Source organism: Tenacibaculum pelagium (genome assembly GCF_014062345.1).
GTDB lineage: Bacteria > Bacteroidota > Bacteroidia > Flavobacteriales > Flavobacteriaceae > Polaribacter > Polaribacter pelagius.
In genome coordinates this window covers 259,605-283,936 of sequence record NZ_JACGLS010000003.1, presented here as the reverse complement: position 1 = coordinate 283,936, position 24,332 = coordinate 259,605, and the positions used below count along the sequence as shown (strand labels likewise).

Below are 24,332 nucleotides of genomic sequence, written 5' to 3'. Positions count from 1 at the left end.
TAAAAATTTAGGATGCAAAAGTACAGTTTTATTTCATTGGAATAAAATATTACATTTGCCAAAAAAAATTTATGAAGAAAAAGAAAATACTCTTAATTATATTTTATAGTTTTCTTTCTACTTTTTTATTTTCACAAAATTATCAAGTAATTGATACTTCAGATTATAAAAAAAGAGAGTTATTAATTAAAGAAATTGATTCTGATTTTAAGTCAGTAAAAAAACAGCTTAAAAAAAAATATAAAGGAAAAGTTAGAAAAAAAATTGAAGAATACTATTCTTTAATCCATAAAGATTTCACTAAAAATATTCGTAAGAAAAAATTAATATTCAATTCTGACTTCCCTATTTATATTGATTCTCTCACAAATTTAGTAATAAAAAGCAACCCTACTTTAATAAATGAAAAACTAAAAGTTTACATTACAAAACATAATACTCCTAATGCATTAAGCATGGGAAATGGTTTTATTTTAATGCATATGGGGCTATTCAAATACTTAGAAAATGAAGCACAAATTACTTCTGTTCTATGTCATGAGATTGCCCATCAATTATTGGAGCACTCTCAAAAAAACATATTAAATAAGATTAAACTAGAAACATCTAAAAAAAGTAAAAATCAAGTAAAAAAGATTAAAAAAAACAAATATAAAAAGCAATCTGAAGCTTTTAGTGCTTTAAAGAAAATTTTATACTCAGATAGTAAACTCCATCGAATACAAGAGCAAGAAGCAGATTCTTTAGGTTTTATACTATACAAAAACACTAAATATAATAATATCGATTTCACTAAGTCTTTAGCTGCTCTAATCAAATTCGATACACTTCCTAATATTCAACTAATACAATCTACTTATAAGACCTTCTTCAACTTACCTGAACAACCCTTTAAAGAAGATTGGTTAAAAATTGAAAACTTTAATAGCTACAATTATAATCATTATAAAGAAAAAATTAATAAAGACTCTTTAAAATCTCATCCAGAGCTAAAAAACAGAATCAAGTATTTAAAAGAGAAATTTAAAGCTGATTTTTTTTATGAAGAAATACAGATAAATAATTCTAAATTCAAAGCACTAAAAAAGAAATCTTTTTTAGAAGACGTTGCAAATTTAAGCTATTTGGAGAAATATGGGTTAAGTATATACCTTACATTATATAAACTAGAGAGAAACCCTAAAAACTCTTATTTAAAGAAATGGCTAGGAAACAACTTTAAAAAATTATATGACGCAAAAAAGAAATATCAATTTAATAGACATGTGGATAGGATTATTCCAAAAGAACAGGATAAAAGCTATCAACAATTTTTAAGTTTTTTATGGAATTTAAATTTAAAAGAAATAAAAATTATTGCTGATTATTATCAATAAATAAAAAGGCCAAAGATAAATCTTTGGCCTTTTTATTTAATAATTTAATTTTTCTAATCTAATTTGATCATAATCAGAATCTTTATTATACTCTCTTAAAAGTATATACCCTTCTTTAGCAACATAAGGAATAATAGAATGTTCTTCGGAGTGCATTGGTATTTCTTCTTTGTTCATTTCTCCGTTAATAATTGTTACAATTCCTAAAGTCCAATCTCTAGCATTCATTTTAACTGAAAGAGGTATTCCCATCAAGAGTAACTTTCCTTTAGCTTTTTTATTAGTAAAATATTTATAATAGAACACCACTCCTTTACCATCTTCTATTTTTTGTGAGAATAAGTAATCAGAACTATATCTATCTTTCTCCTTTTCAAGAGTTTTAATCGTTGATAATTTAAAATTCTTATCAAAATTCAAAACTACAAAGTCTTTGGTTTTAATTTTTTTTACTTTTTCTGCAAGAATTGACATACTACCATCTTCAAAAACAAAATATTGCCTTGATGCCAACTTATAACCTTTATCTAATTTTCCGTTTTTCTTTATTTTAATATGATTAACTGCATCTATCCATTTGAAGTATTTTTTAGATACTTCATTTCCTTTATTATCTAATTCAATTCTAAAAAAACCTAATGCATTATCAAAATCATAACCTGCATAAGACTTATAAGGACTCATTTTTCCTACAATATAAATCTTATCTTTTGTTGATTCAATAGTATAACTATGACTATATTCTGACTTTTTATTTTCTATTTCATAAATAAAAATTGGCTTACCAGTTTTAGCATCTAGACTATGAATTTTATCAACCTTAGTTGTTTTATTAAATGTTCTAAAAATAATTCTTTGATCGTCTAATAATTCAAAATTATAATTAATTTTTTCGCTATTTAGATTATATAAATATTCCCATTTTAATTTTTTATCTAGACCAAAAGCTTTTAAACTTTTCATCTTTTTTAAATTACTACTACTACCTTTTACTCTTTCAAACATAAAGAAACCATCATTATATACCAATGGAAAATCTATGTTTTTTTCTTTCTTAACAGTTTTCTTAATCTTTTTTTCCGCTCGACTACCAATTACTATTTCATTGTTTTTATAATAAAAAGGCGTAGATACTTTATTCGTTTTTATTTCAAGAGTTCTATGAGATACAAAAGAAAATTCTTCTGGTGAAGGCATAAAAACCGTAGCTCCTGCATCTAAGAAATACATTTTACTAATAATTAAATTATCCCCTATTTTCTCTGGGTAATAGTATTTTGATCTAAATTTTTTATACTTTATATCAGTAAATTCCCCATTTGCTGCTTTATTTAAGTTCTTATCTAGCAAGACATATTCATATCTTTCCTCTTTCTCACTTATTTCCTCTAATTTATAAATTGTAAAATATCCATAAATACTTCCATCTAGCTCATAAATAGCACTAAACATTTCAAGTTCACCGCTAGCTAAATTACTTAAACTAGAAATTTGTGCATTTATAGAAACAGAAATAAATAGCAGCAATAATAAAATTTTATTTTTCATGATTTTAATTTTAGGGAGTAAATATATTTTAAATTATTTTTTATTAAAAAATAACCTCATAAAATTATTTTATAAATAAGTCCCCCTTAATATAAGGAAGTTTTTATTTTATACTTTTTAATTATAGTTTTTAGGCATTTTTCTAACCTTTGTTAACTGTTCAAAAGCATAAGCTAATTTTAATAAATTAGATTCTGAATATGGTTTACCTATAAATGTTAAGCTTTTAGGTTCTCCCGATTCATAACCCATTGGAACTGTTATTGTCGGATATTTAGCGACAGCAGCAATACCAGAATCAAAATTATCAATTGATAAAATTGCATCTAATTTTTGGTTTTCTATTGCTTGTAAATACTTTTTCCCTTCTGCATTTAATTTATTTTTTACAACTTCAAATTCTTCTAAAGTCGTTTCATCTTTTATAATACCATATAATAACTGTTGACCATATGGAGCTCTTAATATTGAATCTTTTAAATTAAATGTAATCACATCTTCTACAGAAGCAATCTTTACATTTTTGTCTGAATAGTTTTTTAAATATTTAGGCAAATCATGCTTCATATCGATATTCAACAAAGTTAAAAAACCATCAAATGAAATTCTAGATGGATCAACTTCTACAACTTCTGCTCCTGCTGTTTTTATTTTCTCTACTGATTCTTTATAAATTTTGTTTTCCATAAGAGACTTTAAAACCCCAAACTTCTTTCCTTTTAAACTAGCATTGACCAGTTTGTTTCCAAAATCTAAACTTAACAATTCTGTTTTTATAGAAACTACATCAGTGCTATCAACACCGAGCATTGCATTATACAAAATAGCATTGTCAATTACATTTTTTGTCATAGGACCTGGTGTATCTAAGGTACTAGAAATTGGAACAATTCCAGTTCTACTTAACACTCCTATTGTTGGTTTCAACCCTACTACTGAATTTTTACTAGATGGAGAAGTTATAGAACCTGCGGTTTCTGTTCCTAAAGCGGCGACAGCAAAATTTGCAGCTACTGCCACACCACTTCCTGCAGAACTTCCTCCGGTCTCAAATACTTTTCTTCCATATGGATTTAATGTTTGTCCTCCTACTGCTGAATACCCTAACGGACAATCTAAACAGAAGAAATATGCCCATTCACTTAAATTTACCTTTCCTAAAATTAAAGCTCCATTTTCTTTTAACTTTTGAACAATAAAAGCGTCTTCAGTTTTTCTGTTATTTGCCAAAGCTATTGCTCCTGCAGTTGTAGGCATATTATTCGTATTTATATTATCTTTTAAAAGAATCGGCATTCCATAAACAGAAAACTCAGATACATTCTCTTTATTCAAATCTTTCTCTTTAGCCTCCTCCAATACATTTAGATTTAACGCTATGATGCTATTTAATGAAAACTCTGAATTCGTTTCTATTTTTCTCATTCTAAACAAATAGAATAATGTTAGTTTTTCATAGGTTAAATCCCCTTCCTTAATCATTTTTTGAAGTGAAGGAATATCTTGTTCTAAAACTATAGCTTTAAGTGTATTATATTCTTCTTCTGAAAAGTTAGACAGGCTACTTTCAAATGGTTTGAAAACATCATCTATATTTTGAAACTTAGAATTTATAAGTTTAAATTGCATTCGTACATTTTCCTTTTTTTCTTCCTTACAAGAAATAAGTACTATAATTATGACTAATAATAAGTATATTTTCTTCATCTTTAATTATTTGAAAATCAAATATAATCCTTTTAAAAACGAAAAACTCCTTTCAATTATGAAAGGAGTTTTTCTTATTATATATCTATTTTTTTATTTAAAGAAACTATCTACAAACTCATGTTTATTAAATACTTGTAAATCATCTATTCCTTCTCCAACTCCGATATATTTTACAGGAATCTGAAATTGATCTGAAATACCAATTACAACTCCTCCTTTTGCTGTACCGTCTAATTTGGTAACTGCTAGTGAAGTTACTTCTGTTGCTTTGGTAAATTGTTTTGCTTGCTCAAAGGCATTTTGCCCAGTAGAACCATCTAACACCAACAGTACATCATGTGGAGCATTCGGAATTACTTTTTGCATTACACGTTTAATCTTAGTTAACTCATTCATCAAGTTAACTTTATTATGTAAACGACCAGCTGTATCAATGATAATTACATCTGCATTTTGATTTACTCCTGACTGTACAGAGTCATACGCTACAGAAGCTGGATCAGAACCCATTTCTTGACGAATAATAGGAACATCTGTTCTATCTGCCCAAACTTGTAATTGATCTATTGCAGCAGCCCTAAATGTATCTGCTGCACCTAACACAACTTTTAATCCTTGCTTTTTAAACTGAGAGGCTAACTTACCAATCGTTGTTGTTTTACCAACTCCGTTTACTCCAACCACCATTAAAACATATGGTTTCTTATCGGCAGGAATTGTAAATTCTGTTTCATCACCTGTGTTAGTTTCAGATAATAAACCAGCAATCTCTTCTCGTAAGATTTGATTTAATTCATCGGTACCTAAATACTTATCACGAGAAACACGTTCTTCAATTCTATCAATAATTTTAAGGGTAGTTTCTACTCCTACATCAGACGATACTAATACTTCTTCTAAATTATCTAAAACATCATCATCAACCTTTGCTTTACCAGCAACTGCTTTCGATAATTTAGAGAAAAAACTTGTTTTTGTTTTTTCTAACCCTTTATCTAAGGTTTCTTTTTTCTCTTTCGAAAATATCTTTTTAAAAAAACTCATCGTTAAATTTTATAATCGTTTTGTATAGGTTAAAAACTATACCAAACTTATTATATAGTCAAATTGTCATTATTCAATTACTATTTCATAAAATAGTAATGTTCAAAAATACAGTTTTTTAACGCATAAAAAAAGCTACTTTCGTATGAGAAAGTAGCTTTAATTTAAACTGTATACAAGTATTAGTTTTTTGCGATAAAATCGTTTACTTGTTTAGGATCCATAATAGCTTCAACGAATGTGTAAGCTCCTGTTTTTGGAGATTTTACCATCTTGATAGCTTTAGTTAATCTCTTTGCTCCTGTTTGTAACGATGCTACTGATTTCTTTGCCATGTTCCTATAGGTTATAAAGTTTTATAAAAAACTTTTAATTATTTAATTTCTTTATGAACTGTCATCTTCTTTAAGATTGGATTAAATTTCTTTAATTCCATTCTATCAGGAGTGTTCTTTTTGTTCTTAGTTGTGATATAACGTGAAGTTCCTGGTTTACCAGTTCCTTTATGCTCAGTACATTCTAAAATTACCTGAACTCTGTTTCCTTTTTTTGCCATCTCTCTAAAATTTTATCTAGTAAGGAATTATTTCGTTAAGAAACCGTTTTCTCTTGCTTCTTTAATTACAGCAGAGATTCCTTTTTTATTAATATTTTTTAATGCAGAAGCAGATACTTTTAAGGTAACCCATTTATCTTCTTCTGGTATAAAGAAACGCTTAGTCATTAAATTAGCGTTAAACTTTCTTTTGGTTCTATTCATGGCGTGAGAAACATTGTTTCCAACCATTGCTTTTTTTCCTGTTAATTCACAAACTCTAGACATCTTCTTGACAGTTTTATAGTGTTATTTCTAAACGAGGTGCAAATATACGAACTTTTAACAGAATTAAACAAAATATTAATCGTTAATTTTTAAAATATTTTCACTTAACAATTCCAATGCCTTTGTAACCGTTCTGTTTATTACTTTTTCTCTTGGTTGGCCAAAGTTAAACTCATGCACTTTTACCTCATTTTTCGATGCTATAGCAATATAAACTAAGCCTACACTTTTATCGTTATGATCGGTGGTAGGACCTGCATTTCCTGTTACAGCTATTACATAATCGGTATTTAGTTTTTCTAAGCAACCAACTGCCATTTCTTTCGCCACTTCTGCACTAACAACTGTATTATTTTTAATTACCTCTTTCGAGACACCTAATAATTGTTCTTTTAACTCAGCCGTGTAAGGTATAAAGCTTCCTTTATAATATGCTGATGACCCAGCTACAGACACTATTGATGCAGCTATTTTTCCGCCTGTTAAACTTTCAGCAGTTGATAATGTCCTTCCTTTCTGTTTTAACAATTCTCCTACTCTTTTCTCTAGAGAAGCATCCTCTTCATAGCCAACAATAACATCAGAAATTAATGAATTCAATACCGTTACTTCATCTGAAACCTCTTTTTCTAAAATTTCTTTATCAACTCCTTTCGCAGATAAACGTAAACGCACTTTACCAAAAGACGGTAAGTAAGCTAATTTTATATGCTCGGGTAAGTTGCTCTCCCAATCGGCTATTCTTTCAGCAATTACACTTTCGCCAACACCTACTGTCATAATTGTTTTATGAAGTAAAAAAGGTAGCTTGAACTCTTTTTTGATTCTTGGTAACACTTCATTTGTCATCAATCCTTTCATTTCATAAGGTACACCTGGCAAAGAAACAAAAACAGTATCATTTTCATTAAACCACATTCCTGGAGCTGTACCAAAACGATTCATCAACAAAGTCGCTTTAGATGGCAACTGTGCTTGATATCTTTGAACTTCTTTAAATGGGTGATTTATCTTTTTAAATAAACCTTTAATATGTTCTATTACTTCAGGATATTCAATAAGTGAATTATCGTTAAAATACTCTGCAATTGTTTTTTTAGTAATATCATCTTTTGTTGGGCCTAAACCTCCAGTAACAATAACAACATCGGCTCTACTTTCCGCTTCTTTTAAAGCATTTAAAACATGTTGCTTTTCATCTTGAATTGAAGAAATCTGATAAACTGATACTCCTATTTTATTTAATTCTTGACCTATCCATTGGGAATTCGTATCGACAATTTGCCCGATAAGAATTTCATCTCCTATAGTTATGATTTCTGCTTTCATGCATTTGTTTTAAAAAAGAATCCCGCTTAAGCGGGATTCTTTTATTTTACTTTTATTTGAAATGATTGTCTTCCGTTAATTACCCCAGTTAAAACATCATTCTCTTCTACTTTACCAACTCCTGCTGGTGTTCCTGTAAAAATAACATCTCCTTTTTTTAAGGTGAAATACTGAGAAACATAACTAATTAACTCATCAATCTTCCATAACATCCCAGAGGTATTGCCATCTTGAACTACTTCTTCATTTTTATGTAATTGGAAAGATAAATTTTCTAAATCAAAATCTTCTTTTGGATAAAACTCGCCAATAATAGCACTACCATCAAAAGCTTTTGCTTTTTCCCATGGCAATCCTTTTTCTTTACATTTTGCTTGCACATCACGCGCTGTAAAATCGATTCCTAAACCAATCGTGTCGTAATATTTGTGTGCAAACTTTGGTGAGATATGCTTACCCACCTTATTTATCTTTACTAACACCTCAACTTCATAATGAACATCATCAGAAAAAGGTGGGATAAAAAAAGGCATTTTTTTAGGTAGAATTGATGAATCTGGCTTTAAAAAAACAACAGGACTCTCTGGCTTTTCATTTGCTAATTCTTCTATATGCTTAACGTAATTACGCCCAATACAAATTATCTTCATTCTATAAAACAAAACGTCATTGCGAACAAAATGAAGCAATCTTTAAAATGAGATTACTTCGTTATTCTTCCTCGTAATGACTAAATTAATTTAATTTTATGGTATCCATGTTTTTGGGAAGTTAGGCTTGCGTTTTTCTAAGAAAGCATCTCGCCCTTCTTTAGCTTCATCTGTCATATATGCTAAACGAGTAACTTCACCTGCAAATACTTGCTGACCAACCATACCGTCATCCGTTAAATTCATTGCGAACTTTAACATTTTAATAGAAGTAGGAGATTTTTCTAAAATCTCTTGTGCCCAATCAAAAGCGGTTTGCTCTAATTTATCATGAGGAACTACAGCGTTTACCATTCCCATTTCATATGCTTCTTGCGCTGAGTAATTTCTTCCTAAAAAGAAAATCTCTCTTGCTTTTTTCTGACCAACCATTTTTGCTAAATAAGCAGAACCATATCCTGCATCAAACGACGTTACATCTGCATCTGTTTGCTTAAAAATAGCATGCTCTTTACTTGCTAATGTTAAATCGCAAGTAACATGCAAGCTATGTCCGCCACCTACTGCCCATCCTGGAACAACACAAATAACTGCCTTTGGCATAAAACGAATTAATCGTTGTACCTCTAATATATTTAAGCGATGATATCCATCTTTACCAACATATCCTTGGTGACCACGAGCGTTCTGGTCTCCTCCTGAACAAAAACTCCAAACACCATCTTTAGTAGAAGGTCCTTCGGCAGATAATAATACAACTCCGATATTTGTATCCTCATGCGCATCTTGAAAAGCATCTAACAATTCTGATGTTGTATGTGGACGAAATGCATTACGAACATTTGGTCGGTTAAATGCTATTCTAGCCACGTTATGCGACTTCTTATATGTAATATCTTCGTACTCTTTGGCAACTTTCCATTGAGGTTGTATCATAATTTTAAAATATTGTCGTTAATTAAGTACAGCAAAAATAACATAATAACTTTATTTTTCTTTTTTATATTTGAACGATATAACATGATCCCTTATGAAACAACTATATTTTTTATTTGCATTACTAATTAGTACTAGTCTTTTTTCTCAAAAAATAATTGTTGAGAATATTGATTCTAAAGAATTAAATGAAGAAAGACAAGTTAAAATCTATATTCCTGAAGGTTATGAAAAAGATGAAACCGCAAGTTATCCACTAGCAATCATTTTAGGTGATCAATATCTTTTTGATATGTATGTTGGAAACGCAAAACTGTATGCCAATGTAGATAAAGCTCCTAAACAAATTGTGGTTGGTATAAACATGAAAGACACGTATGCGAAAGACGTTTCAATCATTCCAAAAAACAATGCACTTACCAGTAGTGCTACTAAGTTTTATAACTTTATAAAAAAAGATTTAATTCCTTATATGGAAGGAAGCTATAAGACTTCTCCTTTTATGACGATAGTTGGTGAAGGTAAAGCTGCCAACTTTAGTACCTATTATTTAAAAGATACTGAACCTGTCTTCAATTCTTTTATTTGTATTACTCCTGACTTTACTCAATTTAGTGGAAGTATGATAGAGTCTTACTCATTAGGCAGATTAGGTTCTATAGATAACACTTATTTTATCTACGCTAGTAATAGTAAAAAATACATTAGCGAAAAACAAGGCAATCGATTTAACGAAATAGGAACCTACCTATCTTCTTTTGACGCAAAAAATTTAAACATTACATTCGATAAATTCGAAAATGCTCCTAATTATTTGTCAATTATTGGAGAAACGATTCCAAGAGCTTTTGCTAAAATGTTTGCTTTATATTCTAAGATCACAAAACAAGAGTTTGAAGCCAATGTTAAAGACCTAGAACCTTTACAAGCTATTAAATATGTAGAACAAAAATACTTAGACATTCAGTATTTATACGGTTCTAATCTAAATGTTCGTTTAGATGATATTTTTGCTATTGAAGGAATTGTAATAGACCAACAAGACGGAGATTACTTAAGAGTATTAGGTGATTTTGTAATGATTAAATACCCAGAGTCTCATATCGGTGATTTTTATGTTGGTAAATATTACGAGTTAGGTAAAGACTACGAAAAAGCTGACTTTTACTATAAAGCAGCTTATGGTAAAATGGATCCTTCTGATCCTAACAGTAATGCTTTTTACGAAAATATAAAACGAGTAAATGACTTAAAAGGTAGTCAACCTAAAGAAGAAATTATAGAGGATGAAGAAAACGAAGAGGAAGACAAACAATAAATTCTCTTCTATAAAAAAAAGTCGCTACTTAATAAGTAGCGACTTTTTTTTATTTTATTAAAACTATTCTATCTTCTTGTAACTCGATTATCTTTTCTTTATACAAATTACCAATAGCTCTTTTAAATGCTTTTTTACTCATCTGTAATCGAAACTTAATTGATTCTGGAGAACTTTTATCTGTAAGCATTAAAAATCCTTTTTCTTCTAATTTTCGAAGCACAGTATTTGCATCCTCATCTATTACATTTCTAAAACCTTGAGGACGTAAAGAAACATCTATCTTCCCGTCTTCTCTTACTTTCTTTACATAACCGATTGTTCTAGAACCTTCTTCTATATCTTTAAAAATGTCACTATTGTATAGTAAAGCCTCAAACTCTTCATTAATTAAAACTGTATATCCTAAATTTGTTTGATGACCTATTACTAAATCTACCTGATCTCCTTCTTGTAATTCCATTTTATAAGTTTTTAAAATAGTTCTTTAAAACTACGTCATTTATTTCTTTTGGAGTAAAAACCTCCATTATTTTTGGTTGATTTGATACTGAATAAAAATTACTCAACCCTTTTTTTAACTCTTTTAAATTTGAAACAGCAACATAATCAAACCCATACATTTTTGCTAAGTGTTCAGCAGTTAAACTATGAGGGGTTTCAAAATAATCTGTTGCATTTGTTGTTGATGGACCAGGAATGAATCTAAAAATTCCGCCACCAGCATTATTTAAAATAATTATTCTAAAATTCTTAGGAATATTTGCATTCCACAAAGCATTACTATCGTAAAAAAAACTTAAATCCCCAGTAATAAAAGTAGTTGAATTATCATTTACATAAGCCGCTCCAATAGCTGTACTTGTACTTCCATCAATTCCACTCGTTCCTCGATTACAAAACACCTTTAATGATGGATTTAAATCGAACAACTGAGAATAACGAATCGTTGAACTATTACTTATTTGAACTTGAGACTCGTTAGGTACCTTGTTTAAAATAGTTTCAAAAACTTTTAAATCTGAATATTCAACATTAGCTAAATACTCATTATGTTTTATTACTCTTTCATCTTTTTTAGTTAACCAGAGTTTCTGATAATCACTTTCTTTTCCTCCTACTAATTCTTTTAAAAACTCACTTGGCTTTTCTTTAATAAACTCTGACAAACAATGATAGGTATCCATTGCTTTTAATTCATCAACATGCCAATGATGTTTTGGTTCATACTTTCGTAAAAACTGTTTTATTTTCTTAGAAATTACCATTCCTCCTAAAGTCAATAAAACTTCAGGTTGTAATTTTTCAAAATCAATATCACTTAAAGGAAAAATCAACTTATCAATACTATTGATAAATTTTGGATTGTATAAATTTGAAGTAGTCTCTGTTAAAACTAAAACAGATTCATCCTTTACAATTTCATTTAATATACCCTGTAATTCATTATCAGGATAATTGCTTCCAACTAAAATCATTTTTTTTAAAGAAGAACTCCAAATAGATTTCAGTTTATCATAATTAACAGATTGCTCCTCTTTGCTTTCATCAGAAACAGAAAAATTAAACTCCTTTAACTCATCAACTGCCTCATATAGAGGTTCATCAAACGGAACATTAACATGTACTGGTCCTTTTTTATGAATTGCTATTTGCAAAGATTCACATAGTAACTCTTTGTTTTTCTCAAATTCACCCTCAACTAAATTAGCTGAATATAAAATATGATTTTCAAACACATTTTCTTGACGAATGGTTTGTCCATCTCCAATATCAATTAAATGTTTTGGTCTATCTGCAGAAATTACAACTAACGGAATATTGCTATAAAAAGCCTCAGCAATAGCCGGGTAATAATTCAACAATGCAGAACCAGATGAACAAACAATTGCTACTGGCTTTTGTTTTTGCTGTGCAATTCCCATTGCAAAAAAAGCAGCACAACGCTCATCAACTACACTCAATGTTTCTATACTCGGATGATTTGAAAACCCAATAGTTAACGGAGCATTACGTGATCCTGGAGAAATAACAACCGTATCAATATTATATTGATTACAAGCCGAAATTACTAATTGTGCGAGTTCTTTTTTTGGGAACATAAACTTTTAAAAATGAGATTCCCGCTTTCGCGGGAATGACAATATACTTTAACCAATTGTGTTGGTTAGTTTCCTTTTTTATAATCTGCTAAAAACTTAGCTAAACCAATATCAGTTAATGGGTGTTTTAATAAACCTTCGATAGCACTTAAAGGTCCTGTCATTACATCAGATCCTAATTTAGCACAATCTATAATATGCATTGTATGACGAACAGATGCAGCTAAGATTTGAGTTTCGAACATATAGTTATCAAAAATTAAACGAATCTCTTCGATTAAATTTAAACCATCTGTAGAAACATCATCTAAACGACCAATGAACGGAGATACATATGTTGCTCCTGCTTTTGCAGCTAATAATGCTTGCCCTGGAGAAAACACTAAAGTTACATTTGTTTTTATTCCTTTATCAGAGAAATATTTACATGCTTTAACACCATCTTTAATCATTGGTAATTTTACCACGATTTGCGGATTTAAAGCAGCTAACGCTTCACCTTCTTTTACCATTCCTTCAAAATCAGTTGAAATAACTTCAGCAGAAACATCTCCATCAACAATATCACAAATCGCTTTGTAATGATTGATAATGTTTTCTTCTCCTGTAATTCCTTCTTTAGCCATTAAAGACGGATTTGTAGTTACTCCATCTAAAATACCTAAAGCTTGTGCTTCTCTAATCTGATCTAAGTTAGCTGTATCAATAAAAAATTTCATCTATCTAAATTTAAAAATTGTGGTCTATATTAATTTGAAAACTAGGTTTTCTAAAACGTTGCGAATTTACAACTTATAATGATTCATTAATAGTTTTTCGTACATTTTATCGGGTAAAACTCGTTTTAAAACAATTGAAAACTTCTCCATAAAAGCCCCTACTTTATAATGAATTTTAGGGTTTTTATTTTCGATAATTTTATGAATTGCCTCTGCCATAACAATAGGATCTTTACCTGAATCCACATGCGAATCCATCAATGCTAAATTCTCTGCATACTTTTCTTTATAGGCAGAATTTTCATATACTGGGGTATGATATCTACCCGAAGCAATATTGGTTGCAAAATCTCCTGGCGCAACATTTACAACTTTAATCCCGAAGCTTTTCACCTCCATACTTAGCGCTTCTGTCACCAACTCTAAAGCTCCTTTACTCGCTGAATAAATTCCTCTAAACGGCAATCCCATATAACCTGCAATAGAAGTTGTGTTAATTATTAACCCTGATTTTTGATCACGCATTTGTGGTAAAACAGCTTTAACAACATCAATTACACCAAAGAAGTTGGTGTTAAAGTTCTCTCGCATTTCATCAGTTGGCGTATCTTCTATCGGACCAGTAATTCCTTTACCTGCATTATTAATCAACACATCTATCCTTCCCTCCTTTTCAGCTACTTCAGCAATTGCTTTCTGTATCGTTTCTTCTTTCGTAACATCTAAAGCAACCATTGAAAAAGGAACGTCTATCTTATCTGGGTTTCTACTTGTACCATAAACAACATATCCTCTATCGTGTAAATACAAAGCGATTGATTTCCCTATTCCTGAAGAGGCTCCTGTTATAAAAACAATTTTTGACATTAATTTAATTTTAAGCAAATATCCTAAAGTTAACAGCAATAAAAAAACACTTTAAAAACTTATATTAGCAACTAACTCTATTGACATAGCTCATTCTGCATTATCAAAAATAGTTTCTTAAAAAAATTAAAATGAATTGTACCCTTTGCGACTCGAAACTTACTAATAAAAAAGATGAATATTATTACGAATGCGATACTTGCAAAGCAATAGTAAAAAATAAAATTTATTACCTATCCGCAGATAAAGAAAAAACAAGATATGAATCTCATAACAACAATGTAGATGATATAGGTTACCAAAACTTTACGTCTCCTATTACAAACTATGTGATACAAGAATTCACATCAAAACACAAAGGTTTAGATTTTGGTTGTGGAACTGGACCAGTTATTTCTAGCATGCTCCAAAAACAAAGCTATAATATAACACAGTACGATCCTTTTTTTGTTCCTAATGAAGATGTACTAAAAAGCACATACGATTATATTGTTAGTTGTGAAGTATTTGAACACTTTTACAATCCCAAAGAAGAAATTATCAGACTTATATCCTTACTAAAAAATAACGGAGTACTACTTGTCATGACAATGCTATACAATGAGCAAATTGATTTCAATTCATGGTTTTATCGAAAGGACCCTACTCATGTTTTTATCTATCGAAAAGAAACATTTGAATATATAGCACAAAAACACAAATTAGAAATAGTCAGTTTAACTAATCGATTTATCGCTTTAAGAAAAAGCTAGCAACTGAGTAAAAAACAATTATTTTATAAGTCAGTACGCAAACAACCAATACCTAAGACTACATTCAAACTCGTAACATTTTCGTATCTTGCCCTCTGCATATGATACAATTTATACTTAACAATCAGATTATCAAAACATCTGCAAACACAGGCGTTACTTTACTCGATTTTATTCGAGAATATCAACAATTAAAAGGAACAAAAATTGGATGTCGCGAAGGCGATTGCGGTGCTTGTACCGTTTTAGTTGGAACTTCAAATGGAGACAATGTCATCTATCAAACCATAACTTCTTGTATTTCTCCTTTAGGAAATGCCAACGGAAAACATATTGTTACCGTTGAAGGAATTAACTTACCTAAAGAATTAAATACCGTTCAAAAAGCAATGACCGATAATTACGCAACTCAATGTGGTTTTTGTACTCCAGGGTTTGTGGTTTCTATGACTGGTTATGCTTTAGAAAGTAATAATTCTACTACTTGCAATGATGCTATTAGCGGTAACATCTGTAGATGTACAGGATATAAATCGATTGAAAAAGCAGGTTTTGAAATTGAAGAAAAACTACAGCAAAAAGACGATAATCATAAAATAGAATGGTTAATTAAAGAAGGGTTTATTCCAAATTACTTTGAGACTATCCCAAATAAATTAAAAGAGTTACAACCTAAGGTTTTTGAAAAAACTGGAACTAAAGTCGCTAACGGAACAGATATATATGTACGTTATGCTGATAAAATGGCAGAAGAAGATGTACATTTATTAGTTGACAAAACTGCTTTAAAAGGAATTTCATTTTCAGAAGGAATTTGCACATTAGGTGCTAATACCACAGTTACTGAAATTGCCGACAATAAGAAACTACAAACCTTATTCCCAAAGCTAAAACAATTTTTAAAACTGGTTTCTTCTGAACAAATTAGAAATATGGGAACTATTGGTGGAAACTTTGTAAACGCCTCTCCTATTGGAGATATGTCAATTTTCTTTTTAGCGTTAAATTCAACTTTAACAATTCAAAAAGAAGTTGGTAGCGAGCGTCAAATTCCTTTTCAGGAATTCCATCAAAATTATAAAGTTTACGACTTACAAGAAGATGAAATATTAAAAGAAATTTCTTTTAAAGTTCCGCAGGCTAATCAGCACTTCAATTTCGAAAAAGTAAGTAAACGAACACATTTAGATATTGCTAGCGTAAATTCAGCTGGATTAATTTCTGTTGAAAACGGAACTATTTCTGAAGCACATATCTCATTAGGTGGTGTAGCTGCAATTCCTAAATATTTATATAAAACTAATGAGTTTTTAAAAGGCGAATTAATTGTTTCTGAAACCATTCATTTAGCAGAAAAAATAATGCAATCTGAAATTTCACCAATAAGTGATGTAAGAGGAACATCTGATTATAAAAGATTGTTAGCAAGACAATTGTTCTTTGCTCATTTTCTTAAACTATTTCCAAATGATGTAGAACTTGATAAAATGATTACCCTATGAAAACGATGAAGAATATAGATAGTTGTACACACGTTAGAGGAGAATCGTTATTTGTAGACGATTTAATGTTACGTCAAGATGCTTTAATCGGATTGTGTTTCGATTCACCAAAAGCACACGGGAAAATAAAATCGGTAGACTATTCTAAAGCAGAAGCTTTAGAAGGAGTTGTAAAAATATTTACCTATAAAGATGTTTTAGGTGAAAATCAAATTGGAGGAATTATTCCTGACGAACCACTTTGGGCAGAAGATGAAGTACATTTTTGGGGACAACCCATTGCGTTTATCGTTGCCAAAAGCGAAGCTATTGCTAAAAAAGCAAGAGCATTAATTACCATAGACATTGAAGAGCTTCCAGTAATTACAACTGCCAAGGAAGCAAAAGCAAAAGAAAGTTTTATCAATGCACCACGTTCTTTCAAATTAGGAGATTCAGAAAACACATTTGCAGATTGTGATTATGTATACGAAGGAGAAACTTTTTCTAACGGACAAGAACATTTATATTTAGAAACACAAGGATGTTATGCCATTCCACAAGAAAATGGAAACATCAAATTAATATCATCTACCCAAGGACCTACAGCTGTACAAAAAATAGCAGCCAAAGTACTAGGTATTCCAATGCACAAAATTGAAGTAGATGTAATTCGCTTAGGTGGTGGTTTTGGTGGAAAAGAAGATCAAGCAACTCCTTGGGCAGTAATGGCAGCAGTAGCTGTACAACATTTAAATCGTCCTGTAAAATACATGCTAAACCGTCACGATGATTTACGCATGACAGGAAAACGTCATCCATATTCATCATTCTATAAAATCGGTTTAACCAAAGATTTAAAAATAAAAGCCTTTGAAGTAGAGTTTTTACAAAACTCAGGTGCAGCAGCCGATTTATCTCCTGCCATTGCAGAACGAACATTGTTTCATGCAACCAACAGTTATTTTATTCCAAATGTAAGTACTACGGTATATAGCTGTAAAACAAATTTACCTCCTAACACCGCCTTTCGTGGTTTTGGTGGACCACAAGGAATGTTTGTAATAGAAAGTGCTATTGCTGCTGCTGCTGATAAAATTGGCGTGAATAGAAGCAAAATTCAAGAAGCGAATTTACTAGCGGAATATGATGAGTTTTCTTACGGGCAAATAGCCACTGAAGTACAAGCTAAAAAAGCATGGTTCTCAGCTAAAGAAAAGTTTGAATTTGAAAAACTAGACCAAGAGGTAGAAAGTTTTAATCAAAAAAATAAGCACTTTAAAAAAGGAATTTCTTTAATGCCAATTGCATTCGGAATTTCATTTACAAATACACCTATGAATCATGCACGTGCATTGATTCACATCTATCAAGACGGAAGTGTGGGGGTTTCTACAGGGGCTGTTGAAATGGGACAAAGTGTAAACACTAAAATGTTGCAAGTTGCGCAACAAATTTTAGGTGTTTCTCCAAACAAAGTAAAGTTAGAAACCACTAATACTACTCGTGTTGCTAATACCTCTCCTACTGCAGCTAGCTCAACTGCCGATTTAAATGGAAAAGCCGTAGAAATGGCATGTAATTCGTTAATTGAAAGATTAACTAAAGTTGCAACAGAAATGCTATCAACTGAAGAAAATAACATTTCTTTTCAAGAAGATTTTGTTTTTATTGATGGTAAAAAATCGTCTCTTTCTTGGGAAGAATTAATTGCACAAGCAATGTTACAGCGAGTTGCTTTATCTGAAAATGCGCATTACGCTACTCCAATCATTCATTTTGATAAGACCAAAGAAAAAGGACATCCGTTTGCATATCATGTGTACGGTACAGCAATTACAACAGTTACTGTAGATTGTATTCGTGGAAACTACGAAATTGATAACGTTAAAATTGTACACGATTTTGGTAAAACCATGAATTTAGGAATTGATATTGGTCAAGTTGAAGGAGCTTTAGCGCAAGGAATTGGTTGGATGACAATGGAAGAAATAGCTTACAGTAAAGAAGGAAGATTATTATCAAATGCTTTATCTACCTATAAAGTTCCTGATATTTTTTCATCTCCAAAAACAGTAGAAACAATTCCGTTAGAAACTGATGGAAATGAATTAGCTATTTTAAAATCGAAAGCCGTTGGCGAGCCTCCTTTAATGTACGGAATTGGAACTTATTTTGCCATTCAACAAGCTGTTAAAGAGTTTAATCCGAATTATAAATTAAAATTTCATGCACCTTTTACACCTGAAAAAGTGTTGATGGGATTATATGAATAGTAATCAATAACATGTTATGAGAAAAAATGTAATTCTAATTGTAGGTCTATTAATTTTCAGCCTTCAATCCTACTCCCAAAGTAAAAAAATTAGAGCCAATGAATTTATGATTCATTTTGAGGACAGTTACAACAAACAGCAATATGGCAAAATATACAATCGTTTTACCTCTAGATATCAAAAAAATGTTTCTAGAAAAAAATGGGACTCTCTTTTAATTAAAATGAAAGATGAATATGGAAAAATAAATCACTTCACCTATATTGAAACCGCCAATAACTCTGTAAGGTTTAATGTTAATTTTGAAAAAGGAAATCAGCGATTTAAATTATATCCAGATAATCAAATTCTAAATAAACTAGGAGGTTTGGTTTATAGAGACAATCCTTATTTAGAAAAAAATATATCAAAAATAACTTTACCTTTTGATGAAGGGATTTGGTATGTGACACAAGGAGGAGATTCTAAAAAAGAGAACAATCACTATAGTATCAACCCTCAAAAAAAAGGGTTTGACTTTGTTTTAATTGATGAAAATAAAAAGGCTTACAACGGAAAAAGGTCTAAAAATGAAAACTATTATTCCTTTGGGAAAAATGTATTAGCCCCTGTTGACGGTGAAGTCATATCAGTTATAGATGGCATTAAAGACAATCAACCAGGTCATATCAACCGTTATTATTATGCTGGAAACTCCATCATATTGAAAACTAAAAATAATGAGTTTTTATTTTTTGGAAATTTGAAAAAGAATTCAATTAAAGTAAAATCAGGAGATATAATTAACAAAGGAAAAATTATAGCTCAAGTTGGTAACTCTGGTAGGTCTTACTACCCTCACTTGCATTTTCACATTCAAAATATAGAAAGTATAAACAGTGCTGATGGAGTTAAATGTTACTTTGACAAAGTTTTAGTAAACAATGAGGAAAGAACTAATTACTCTCCAACTAAAGGAGATTTAATTCAAAATAAGTAAACATTAAACTACTACAGTACACCAAACAAAATATAATTCGCGGCGCATTAATTTATAGTGCTGGAGATACTATTGCTGCTTTATTATTAAACGAGTTTTCTATCTATAGATTACTCGGAATGATACTCGTTGGCGCAACAATTTATGCTTTTGAAATTCCGAATTACTTTGCTTGGATCGATAGAAAAACAAGCAATATAAACGGAATTAAAAAAACATTAGCAAAAACTGGTTTAGCTATTGCATATTTTAATCCGTTATGGATTTTTAGACATTTAGCTTTTATCAAACTGTTTTCTGGGAATTATGAACAGATTAACAGTAATTTAATGATTATCGCACTTTGGTCTTTCTTAGCAAACATCCCTATTTCGTTTATTGCTAATTATATAATTCAAAATAAAATACGTTTAGATTGGCGGTTTATGGCAAGTGCTATTTTCTCTGCTTTAATGGCAATTTATTACGCATTAAGTGAAACTATTTTTCAATGATTTTTTGGCAACACATACTAGATAAATTACAAGACAGTCAAAAAGTATATGTCTTGACAGTAATAGAAAACTTTGGTAGTTCTCCCGGGCGAAAAGGTTTTAAAATGCTAGTCGCTCAAGACGGATTTATCTTTGGATCTGTTGGCGGCGGTGTTATGGAGTTTTCTTTGGTAGAAGAAGCTCAACAGTTATTACAAGAAGAAAACCAACCAACATATATAAAAAAACAGATTCATAAAGGAAATATCAAAGAAGGCTCAGGAATGATTTGCTCTGGAGAACAAACCGTAGCTTTTCATTGTTTAGACTCTAATCATATTTCTGTCATTGAAAATATTCTTTCCTGCATACAAAACGGAGAAAAAGGTACATTAAGTTTAACTCCAAACTCATTTTATTTTTCGCATAAGATTATAGATAGTCAGTTTGAATATACAATTAATTCTACTAAAGATTGGTTTTTCGAAGAACATATCGGGATTAAAGAAACGCTTTATATTATAGGTGGCGGACATGTCGGAGTAGCCGTTTCAGAACTTTTTGTAAAACTAGGTTTTTATGTAGTTGTTTTTGACAACAGAGAAAACCTAAACACATTAGAGGGTAATAATTTTGCACACCAGAAACAAGTAATCGATTATAATAGTATTAGCAATTATATTACTGAAGCGAATTCTAGTTATGTTGCTATTATGACTAATAAATACACTGATGATAAATTAGTATTAAGTAAACTACTAAAAAACAACTATAAATTTATTGGAGTATTAGGTAGTAAAGCTAAACTACAAACCATGTGGAAAGTTTTATTAAAAGAAGGCTTTACACAAGAAGAATTAAACAGAGTAAATGCACCTATTGGACTCTCAATAAAAAGTGAAACTCCCGAAGAAATTGCAGTGAGTATTGCTGCACAATTAATTCAAATTAAGAACAGAAAATAGCATTTAAGCGCAAACGTTAAAGACAACAAAAAAGTTGTGTTATCCCGAAATATATAACCAAAATCCAATATATTTGATTGTATATAACCAGTTGTGAGCAAGCTGAACAAACCTATGAAAATACTACTGTTGATATTTGGAATTACACTTTTCGGATGTTCTTGGACATCTAAACCGGAAAAGAAATCTTCAATATCTGAAAATTATTCATTCCAAAATGTTAAGCAAGAAAACCCTAAAAAGACAAAACAAGCAATCGATAGTATTTTAAGATTTGACCAATTAGAAATCGGAAAAAGAACTCTTTATACTGGCGGTGGAAAAACTGATAGAGGAGAGACTAAAATTAACGGAATTTACATCAAAAAGATTGCTGATAATAAGATTGAATATTCTTATTCGCAATTAATAAATTGGAAAAAGGAATTTGATAAAAATGGAATAGCCGAATTGACAAGTATTTCGGATTCTATTCTAACAATTAAGGAACTGAAAGAACCAACTTATATGTTTATTGATTTTGAAAATGACATCATTATTTACGTCACTAAAAACGAAAGAATTAATATCACTAAAGCAAAAGTATTTAATAAAGCTGGAAAACAGATTTCGGAATTAATGTATAATAAATAGAAAGTGAAAAGCCAGCTCACAACACAGTATAAAAATAATTGCTATTTTAGGCTTAACCAAAGGTCGTTGCAAGTTTACTACGTCTGATTTTCCTTCGGAAAATCCTCGCACGTAAACCCGCAACTATTCTTATACGAAACCGTTGTACGCAAGCTGAAAAATGAGCAAAACGATAAACGAAATAGTAAACCGATTGAAGAAATATCCAGAAGCGGAATATGAATTAAATACGGAATCAATAACTGTGAACCCTAAAAGCGAAAACGGATTTTCAGTATCTCTGACTGATAATGGAAATGGGAATTTCACTGTTGCGTTTGACTTTTGGCACGAGGAATTTGATGATGAAAATGATGCGCTGAATTGCTTTGCGTTCGGACTTTCTAAAGATTGTCGCTTAAAGTTGACCAAAAAAGGAAACAGACCAATAAAATGGACTGTAGAATCGAATGAAAACGGAATTTGGAAAGAGGACAGTACAACAGGACTATTTAACTTGTCTTTTTGGAAAAAACCGGAATTTGAATTTCTGCAAAACGATTTAATTAAAAGTCTATGAGTTTTAATAAATTTTCAATTATTCTAATCTTCTTACTAACACTAACAAGTTGTAAAGATTACTATAATGATACAATAACATGGATGGACAATCTTGAAAGCGAATTAACTATTGAAAATGTTCAGAAAGTTCAACCAAATTACATAGAAATTGATTGGAAAAATCCGCAAATAGTAGACGACCAAAAATGGTATTTAATTACAAAAATTAAAGGGAATAATGATATTTTGGGAATGTCACACTTTTTAGTTTTTGTTGAGGAGAAATATCAATATAGAGAATCGAAAAAATAAAAGCCAGCGTACAACAACGTGTATAATTAATTGCTTTGGCAAGTGCTTATTTGGAAAATTCCTTCGGAATTTTCTCGCGTTCGTTTTTGTTTACTAAATTAGCTACTGAAACACGCAACTAACCATACACAAAACCGTTGCCAACAATTAAAACCAAAATATTGAAAACAGGAAAAATACGATTAACTGATAAAACCAAAATCGCAAAAATTCTAAACAGAAATAACTATCTTCTAATAATTGTTGGAATAATTTTCTTAGTAATAGATTATGATTTATTTAATTCTCAACCAAAGTTTTTAATTACCGAAGGTTTCTTCTGGAAAGGAATTGCTATTGTGTTTCAATTAATTTTTATCGGAACATTAATACAATGGGAATATAAAAAACAAAGGATTATAGACATTCTCTCAAACGGAATAATTACTCGTGGAAAACTTGAAATGAGTGAGAGAATTAAACCTAATCGTGAATCATCATTTTATATTCATCTTTTTGAATATGAAGTTAGTAACAAAAAATATGAAGTGGCATTCAAAAACAAAAGAAATAGTGTAAAATCGGACTTCATAATATATCAATCAAATAATCCAAAAAATGGAATTGTTTATGAGGATTTGAAAAACGAATTGAAAAAAATGGTTGAAAAAGAAATGGTAACGGAATAAATAACTGTTGGCAACAACGTGTATAAAAAATTGCGTAGTTTACTGCTTAACCAAAGTCAGTTGCATTTTTTGTTACTTCTGATTTTCCTTCGGAAAATCCTCGCACTCAAAAAACGCAACTTTCTATACACAAAACCGTTACCTGCAAGCGCAAAAAAACTCAAAGTAAACATTAAAAATCTGAAATCGGAACGAAAAATATGACGGATAAAATAAATTGGATTTTTAAGAACCTACATCTTCTCATTTCTATATCAATTGTATTACCAACAGGCATAATTTACGGTTCACCATCAATTCTGCCAGAACAATTGGACATTCAAGTCAACACAATTGACCTTGCAAATATGTTGAAAGCTAATATGTGTCTATATATCGGAATTTCAGTAATATGGATTTTGGGAATTTGGAAAACCGAATATTGGAAACGTGCCACCGAACTGAATATATTATTTATGCTAACCCTTGCTACAGGACGTGCGTTGAGTATGATAATGGACGGATTACCGACAGGAGGTTATATTTTCGGAATAATAGCGGAATTTGCTCTCGGAATTTATTCGATTTATCAACTTAAAAAATATAATACAAAGTGAATAGAATCGGAGAGAAAGCCAGACAGGTAACAATGTATAAAAAACATAGGGCTTTGGTACTTAACCGAAAGGTCTGTGTTTATTTGCAAAGTCGCCAATTATAAAATTTGGCATTTAAGATAAAAATAAAAGCAAAATATTTATATTTAGCTAAGTAATAAACCGAAACGAAAGTGCTTATTAACCGCCCTACGTTTCTTATACTAAACGTTGTGTTTCATACTGATCCAGCCGC

At 30.5% G+C, this 24,332-nt stretch carries 26 protein-coding genes; 13 read left to right on the top strand and 13 right to left on the bottom strand.

Going from position 1 to position 24,332, the window contains the following annotated elements:
* Positions 1-71 precede the first annotated feature (71 nt).
* Positions 72-1,376: a M48 family metalloprotease gene (locus H3Z83_RS08445; protein ID WP_182125042.1), complete on the top strand. Its 1,305-nt coding sequence runs from the start codon at positions 72-74 to the stop codon at positions 1,374-1,376.
* A gap of 36 nt (positions 1,377-1,412) precedes the next feature.
* Here H3Z83_RS08445 and H3Z83_RS08440 read toward each other — a convergent pair whose 3' ends face one another.
* From H3Z83_RS08440 to H3Z83_RS08400, 9 genes are all read right to left on the bottom strand, one after another.
* Entirely contained in the window at positions 1,413-2,924 is a 1,512-nt protein-coding gene (locus tag H3Z83_RS08440; protein WP_182125041.1) for a DUF6770 family protein, read from the bottom strand.
* A 117-nt stretch (positions 2,925-3,041) separates the two neighbouring features.
* Positions 3,042-4,631: an amidase family protein gene (locus H3Z83_RS08435; protein ID WP_182125040.1), complete on the bottom strand. Its 1,590-nt coding sequence runs from the start codon at positions 4,629-4,631 to the stop codon at positions 3,042-3,044.
* 93 nt (positions 4,632-4,724) lie between these two features.
* Positions 4,725-5,678 (bottom strand): signal recognition particle-docking protein FtsY, encoded by a 954-nt coding sequence (gene ftsY, locus H3Z83_RS08430; RefSeq protein WP_182125039.1) that lies wholly within the window; start codon positions 5,676-5,678, stop codon positions 4,725-4,727.
* Between the two features lie 182 nt (positions 5,679-5,860).
* Positions 5,861-6,013 (bottom strand): DUF4295 domain-containing protein, encoded by a 153-nt coding sequence (locus H3Z83_RS08425; RefSeq protein WP_182125038.1) that lies wholly within the window; start codon positions 6,011-6,013, stop codon positions 5,861-5,863.
* Between the two features lie 38 nt (positions 6,014-6,051).
* Positions 6,052-6,234: a 50S ribosomal protein L33 gene (gene rpmG / locus H3Z83_RS08420; RefSeq protein WP_182125037.1), complete on the bottom strand. Its 183-nt coding sequence runs from the start codon at positions 6,232-6,234 to the stop codon at positions 6,052-6,054.
* A 27-nt stretch (positions 6,235-6,261) separates the two neighbouring features.
* On the bottom strand, positions 6,262-6,501 hold the full coding sequence (gene rpmB / locus H3Z83_RS08415) for a 50S ribosomal protein L28 (RefSeq protein WP_182125036.1): 240 nt from the start codon (positions 6,499-6,501) through the stop codon (positions 6,262-6,264).
* Between the two features lie 75 nt (positions 6,502-6,576).
* On the bottom strand, positions 6,577-7,830 hold the full coding sequence (locus tag H3Z83_RS08410; RefSeq protein WP_182125035.1) for a competence/damage-inducible protein A: 1,254 nt from the start codon (positions 7,828-7,830) through the stop codon (positions 6,577-6,579).
* Between the two features lie 41 nt (positions 7,831-7,871).
* Positions 7,872-8,480, bottom strand: a complete 609-nt coding sequence (locus H3Z83_RS08405; RefSeq protein ID WP_182125034.1) for a fumarylacetoacetate hydrolase family protein — start codon at positions 8,478-8,480, stop codon at positions 7,872-7,874.
* A gap of 96 nt (positions 8,481-8,576) precedes the next feature.
* Positions 8,577-9,416 carry a 1,4-dihydroxy-2-naphthoyl-CoA synthase gene (locus H3Z83_RS08400; protein ID WP_182125033.1) on the bottom strand — a complete coding sequence of 280 codons (840 nt, stop codon included), beginning with the start codon at positions 9,414-9,416 and terminating at the stop codon, positions 8,577-8,579.
* A 94-nt stretch (positions 9,417-9,510) separates the two neighbouring features.
* Here H3Z83_RS08400 and H3Z83_RS08395 point away from each other — a divergent pair, with 94 nt between their 5' ends.
* A complete protein-coding gene (locus tag H3Z83_RS08395; protein ID WP_182125032.1) occupies positions 9,511-10,734 on the top strand; it encodes an alpha/beta hydrolase in 1,224 nt (407 codons plus the stop codon).
* Between the two features lie 49 nt (positions 10,735-10,783).
* On the opposite strand, the gene H3Z83_RS08390 is transcribed toward H3Z83_RS08395, so the two are convergent.
* The 4 genes from H3Z83_RS08390 to H3Z83_RS08375 form a co-directional block, all read right to left on the bottom strand.
* Positions 10,784-11,197: a S1 RNA-binding domain-containing protein gene (locus H3Z83_RS08390; RefSeq protein ID WP_182125031.1), complete on the bottom strand. Its 414-nt coding sequence runs from the start codon at positions 11,195-11,197 to the stop codon at positions 10,784-10,786.
* Position 11,198: 1 nt separating this feature from the next.
* Entirely contained in the window at positions 11,199-12,836 is a 1,638-nt protein-coding gene (gene menD / locus H3Z83_RS08385) for a 2-succinyl-5-enolpyruvyl-6-hydroxy-3-cyclohexene-1-carboxylic-acid synthase (protein ID WP_182125030.1), read from the bottom strand.
* 65 nt (positions 12,837-12,901) lie between these two features.
* Positions 12,902-13,555 (bottom strand): fructose-6-phosphate aldolase, encoded by a 654-nt coding sequence (gene fsa, locus H3Z83_RS08380; protein ID WP_182125029.1) that lies wholly within the window; start codon positions 13,553-13,555, stop codon positions 12,902-12,904.
* Between the two features lie 66 nt (positions 13,556-13,621).
* Positions 13,622-14,422 carry an SDR family oxidoreductase gene (locus tag H3Z83_RS08375; RefSeq protein WP_182125028.1) on the bottom strand — a complete coding sequence of 267 codons (801 nt, stop codon included), beginning with the start codon at positions 14,420-14,422 and terminating at the stop codon, positions 13,622-13,624.
* A gap of 131 nt (positions 14,423-14,553) precedes the next feature.
* Between H3Z83_RS08375 and H3Z83_RS08370 the strand changes: the two genes are divergently transcribed.
* The 11 genes from H3Z83_RS08370 (at position 14,554) to H3Z83_RS08320 (ending at position 24,097) form a co-directional block, all read left to right on the top strand.
* Positions 14,554-15,174, top strand: a complete 621-nt coding sequence (locus tag H3Z83_RS08370) for a class I SAM-dependent methyltransferase (protein WP_182125027.1) — start codon at positions 14,554-14,556, stop codon at positions 15,172-15,174.
* Positions 15,175-15,275: 101 nt separating this feature from the next.
* Entirely contained in the window at positions 15,276-16,676 is a 1,401-nt protein-coding gene (locus H3Z83_RS08365; RefSeq protein WP_182125026.1) for an FAD binding domain-containing protein, read from the top strand.
* The gene (locus tag H3Z83_RS08360) at positions 16,673-18,931 is read left to right on the top strand and encodes a xanthine dehydrogenase molybdopterin binding subunit (protein ID WP_220455457.1); all 2,259 of its coding nucleotides are present in this window, start codon (positions 16,673-16,675) and stop codon (positions 18,929-18,931) included. The genes H3Z83_RS08365 and H3Z83_RS08360 overlap by 4 nt, the downstream gene beginning before the upstream one ends.
* 106 nt (positions 18,932-19,037) lie before the next feature.
* Positions 19,038-19,910, top strand: a complete 873-nt coding sequence (locus tag H3Z83_RS08355) for a peptidoglycan DD-metalloendopeptidase family protein (RefSeq protein ID WP_182125025.1) — start codon at positions 19,038-19,040, stop codon at positions 19,908-19,910.
* Between the two features lie 119 nt (positions 19,911-20,029).
* The gene (locus tag H3Z83_RS08350; protein WP_220455456.1) at positions 20,030-20,404 is read left to right on the top strand and encodes a hypothetical protein; all 375 of its coding nucleotides are present in this window, start codon (positions 20,030-20,032) and stop codon (positions 20,402-20,404) included.
* Positions 20,401-21,348, top strand: coding sequence for an XdhC family protein (locus tag H3Z83_RS08345; RefSeq protein ID WP_182125024.1), 948 nt, complete (start codon positions 20,401-20,403; stop codon positions 21,346-21,348). The genes H3Z83_RS08350 and H3Z83_RS08345 overlap by 4 nt, the downstream gene beginning before the upstream one ends.
* 114 nt (positions 21,349-21,462) lie before the next feature.
* A complete protein-coding gene (locus H3Z83_RS08340) occupies positions 21,463-21,981 on the top strand; it encodes a hypothetical protein (RefSeq protein WP_182125023.1) in 519 nt (172 codons plus the stop codon).
* 160 nt (positions 21,982-22,141) lie between these two features.
* A complete protein-coding gene (locus tag H3Z83_RS08335) occupies positions 22,142-22,540 on the top strand; it encodes a hypothetical protein (protein WP_182125022.1) in 399 nt (132 codons plus the stop codon).
* Positions 22,537-22,833 carry a hypothetical protein gene (locus H3Z83_RS08330; RefSeq protein ID WP_182125021.1) on the top strand — a complete coding sequence of 99 codons (297 nt, stop codon included), beginning with the start codon at positions 22,537-22,539 and terminating at the stop codon, positions 22,831-22,833. Before H3Z83_RS08335 ends, H3Z83_RS08330 begins: the two co-directional genes overlap by 4 nt.
* A gap of 161 nt (positions 22,834-22,994) precedes the next feature.
* Complete coding sequence (locus H3Z83_RS08325) at positions 22,995-23,501, top strand: hypothetical protein (protein WP_182125020.1); 507 nt, start codon at positions 22,995-22,997, stop codon at positions 23,499-23,501.
* A gap of 200 nt (positions 23,502-23,701) precedes the next feature.
* A complete protein-coding gene (locus H3Z83_RS08320) occupies positions 23,702-24,097 on the top strand; it encodes a DUF4345 domain-containing protein (protein WP_182125019.1) in 396 nt (131 codons plus the stop codon).
* The last annotated feature ends 235 nt before the right edge of the window (positions 24,098-24,332 follow it).